This window comes from Citrobacter freundii complex sp. 2024EL-00216 (assembly GCF_043945515.1).
Classification (GTDB): Bacteria; Pseudomonadota; Gammaproteobacteria; order Enterobacterales; family Enterobacteriaceae; genus Citrobacter; species Citrobacter portucalensis.
In genome coordinates, this window is record NZ_JBIMRA010000058.1 from 1 (window position 1) to 2,437 (window position 2,437).

The following is a 2,437-nucleotide window of genomic DNA, read 5'->3' on the forward strand; positions in this document are numbered from 1 at the left end:
GAAACCCGCAGGGGTTCGGCGGAGACTGGCAGGTGCGCAGCAGCTGCCCTGGCGGAGTGGGGCTCGACGACTGGACAGCGTCAGCTGGTCAGGAGCCGAAGGGGGCCATCAGTCTGTTATTACTGAGACCAGAGGAATAGAACAGAGCCATGCAGACAGTAGATAAATGATCCGCAATCAGTAAATCACAATGGACAGGACGGGAAGAGAGCGGTTGCGCCGCAGGCGCTGCCGCCCTGCCCCGTTCCCGGAGGGAACCGTCCTTCCTGGCTGTTCATGCTTGCGATCGCACCAGAAGAGGAAAAAGGGGCTGCCAGCGAACCGGCAACCCCTTTATAAAGGCGCTTCAGGCATGACCAAACCACCACTGCCCCTGATTGGCGGGGGTTTCCCCCCGCCGGGGTTAGCTACTTAGCGGATTCGTAGGCCATGAAAGCCGCCACCTCCCTGTTCGTGTCCCTGTAGCGAATTTCGCAGAGCGATTTCCGTGTCAGGTAAGTGAATATTAACAATGTGAGACACACTATCAATACACACCAAACCAGGGTACTTCGTGGCAGTTTCATAGCCTTCTTCTCCTTGCCTTACGGCATCTAAGAGGCTATTCTGTTGGTGTCTAGTCAAGCAGATCGCCTCGTGTGTTGGTTAATTTAATTAACTTTCTACGGGGCTTTCTTCTTTCTGCCACACAACATCTGGAACGTCATGAGGCAAAAAGCCTCAAGCGCCATCATTATTATACCTCACCCCATACCAGACTGACCAGGCGTCTTACCTTTATCTCGCTGATTTTTTTGTGGAATATGGTGATATTGTTCCAGGTATTATTCCTGAATTGACTAAAAAAACTGCACCTTAATCAGTTGAGCATCCTACTTTTGGGGTGCAGTTCAGGTCGGGCTGCGCTTTCGCCTGCTTCATATCACGCACCAGACAATAAGACTGCAGAGAAAGTTCTGCCATCTCATTGACTTGCTTTTCTGTCAGTCACATTCAGAAAAGCCGTTCGTCATTTTCCTGCTCAAAGTGCATCAAAGCTGTTTTCAGTGATTCCCGCAGATGATTTTCTCCGGACGAGTCCGGAGAAAATTGCTCACACAGGTGCAGCAGATCCCCCAGGAAATCAGTCAAAACCGTTCCCAACGACTCACTATCACGATCCAGGCCTGTTTGTTTTGCAAAGGTCCACAGTGCACTTGCTGCAAGTGAAGCGTGATCGTCATTATTTCTGATGCGAACGGGGTAGCTTGCGTTCTCCAGATTTTGAGCCATCACTTTCAGGGCGGTCGCCGGGACATCGTACAGAGTGTGTTCTGTCATTGTCGTTCTCCTTAACTGCGACTGAATTTTCTGTCGCTACGGTTCTAAAGTGGCCTGCTGGCCGTATCGTTGTACCAGAACGTGGCCACCGGAAACGATGGCCACCAAAACTGGCCATTTTTCAAAACAGAGCGAGAACCTGAACGTTTCCCGCCCGGAGTGAATGGTTCGTACATGCCCGCTTTAAATCGACAGCCCCAGACGTTCTATCTTGCGTACGAACTGTTTTAAGTGCCCGGCTTCAGTTAAATGGATATGACGAAACTGTGAATCCACGCCCTTACTGAGTGCATAAAAGTAGCGACCTTTCATTTTCTCGGGAGAATGTTTACGCAGCTTCTTCAGCTCGGCAAGAGTACGGAATTCCATCACATCCCACTCTTCCGGCGCAGTTGCGTTATTTTCATTCTCTGCAACCAGGATAATGAGGGATGAAGGGGACATGGTCTGGATGATTTGAGTACCCATTTTTAATTTCCTTTTTTGTTAAGTTTCTGTATTCAGCCATGTAACGGGCAGCATTCGCTTTCTTCGCTCTGGCAGAATTCACAGTTTTCAGTTTCATCGCATGATTTTGCGAACTGCATGCCCGCTTTCCATGCTTTCACCAGTTGAGGCTCGTCAGCAAACATGTGAGGAGGCGTGAATTCCCCCAGACCGAAATCCTGATAGCCAGCCTGGTGAGCTTCAAAAAGAGCATCGGCCTCTTCCCCCCGGGCCTTAACCGGGTCGATAACTCTCATTACGCGCGCCATACCCCACTGAACCCGAATATTCAGGCCGCGTACTGGAGGTAAAATTCTGTTCATAGCAGTTTCCCTTTAGCTGGTTAATTCACACCAAGACGGCGAAACATATCCGCAATAATGTTCCGGCGGGTGTATGACGCACCGGCTGCTTTAAGGTCAGCCAGGACATTAAATGCATAACTGGCATCCTGTCCGTGGAATGCCAGCACCTTTGCAGCAATCGGTTCCGGGCATGTCCTTACACATCTTCCGGAAGATTCTTGAGCGGCGGTTTTGACGTTGACGTTTCGTGTGTGCATCCTGGTTTTCTCCTGTGGTGATGGTTTTCCATCTCCCTGGTGAGTTCTCTCGCGGCAAAGGGCAAAGGA

At 50.4% G+C, this 2,437-nt stretch carries 6 protein-coding genes and 1 pseudogene; all 7 read right to left on the minus strand.

What is annotated here, in order from left to right:
* Nucleotides 1-185: 185 nt before the first annotated feature.
* On the minus strand, nt 186-365 hold the full coding sequence (locus tag ACHHZ7_RS25275; RefSeq protein WP_395149233.1) for a hypothetical protein: 180 nt from the start codon (nt 363-365) through the stop codon (nt 186-188).
* A 42-nt stretch (nt 366-407) separates the two neighbouring features.
* Entirely contained in the window at nt 408-530 is a 123-nt protein-coding gene (locus tag ACHHZ7_RS25280; protein ID WP_224776414.1) for a type I toxin-antitoxin system Hok family toxin, read from the minus strand.
* Nucleotides 475-624 (minus strand): annotated as a pseudogene (locus ACHHZ7_RS25285) (DUF5431 family protein); the annotation flags it as partial. The gene ACHHZ7_RS25280 and the pseudogene ACHHZ7_RS25285, both read right to left, overlap by 56 nt.
* Nucleotides 625-993: 369 nt before the next feature.
* Complete coding sequence (locus tag ACHHZ7_RS25290; protein ID WP_103771722.1) at nt 994-1,320, minus strand: hypothetical protein; 327 nt, start codon at nt 1,318-1,320, stop codon at nt 994-996.
* A gap of 183 nt (nt 1,321-1,503) precedes the next feature.
* Nucleotides 1,504-1,788: a hypothetical protein gene (locus tag ACHHZ7_RS25295; protein ID WP_103771721.1), complete on the minus strand. Its 285-nt coding sequence runs from the start codon at nt 1,786-1,788 to the stop codon at nt 1,504-1,506.
* Between the two features lie 32 nt (nt 1,789-1,820).
* Complete coding sequence (locus tag ACHHZ7_RS25300; protein ID WP_395149234.1) at nt 1,821-2,129, minus strand: hypothetical protein; 309 nt, start codon at nt 2,127-2,129, stop codon at nt 1,821-1,823.
* Between the two features lie 20 nt (nt 2,130-2,149).
* Nucleotides 2,150-2,368 (minus strand): hypothetical protein, encoded by a 219-nt coding sequence (locus ACHHZ7_RS25305; RefSeq protein WP_103771803.1) that lies wholly within the window; start codon nt 2,366-2,368, stop codon nt 2,150-2,152.
* Between the last annotated feature and the right edge of the window lie 69 nt (nt 2,369-2,437).

Coding starts and splice junctions, on each gene's coding strand:
- ACHHZ7_RS25290 (WP_103771722.1), bottom strand. CDS start 1,320: ATGACAGAACACACTCTGTACGATGTCCCGGCGACCGCCCTGAAAGTG.
- ACHHZ7_RS25295 (WP_103771721.1), bottom strand. CDS start 1,788: ATGGGTACTCAAATCATCCAGACCATGTCCCCTTCATCCCTCATTATC.
- ACHHZ7_RS25300 (WP_395149234.1), bottom strand. CDS start 2,129: ATGAACAGAATTTTACCTCCAGTACGCGGCCTGAATATTCGGGTTCAG.
- ACHHZ7_RS25305 (WP_103771803.1), bottom strand. CDS start 2,368: ATGCACACACGAAACGTCAACGTCAAAACCGCCGCTCAAGAATCTTCC.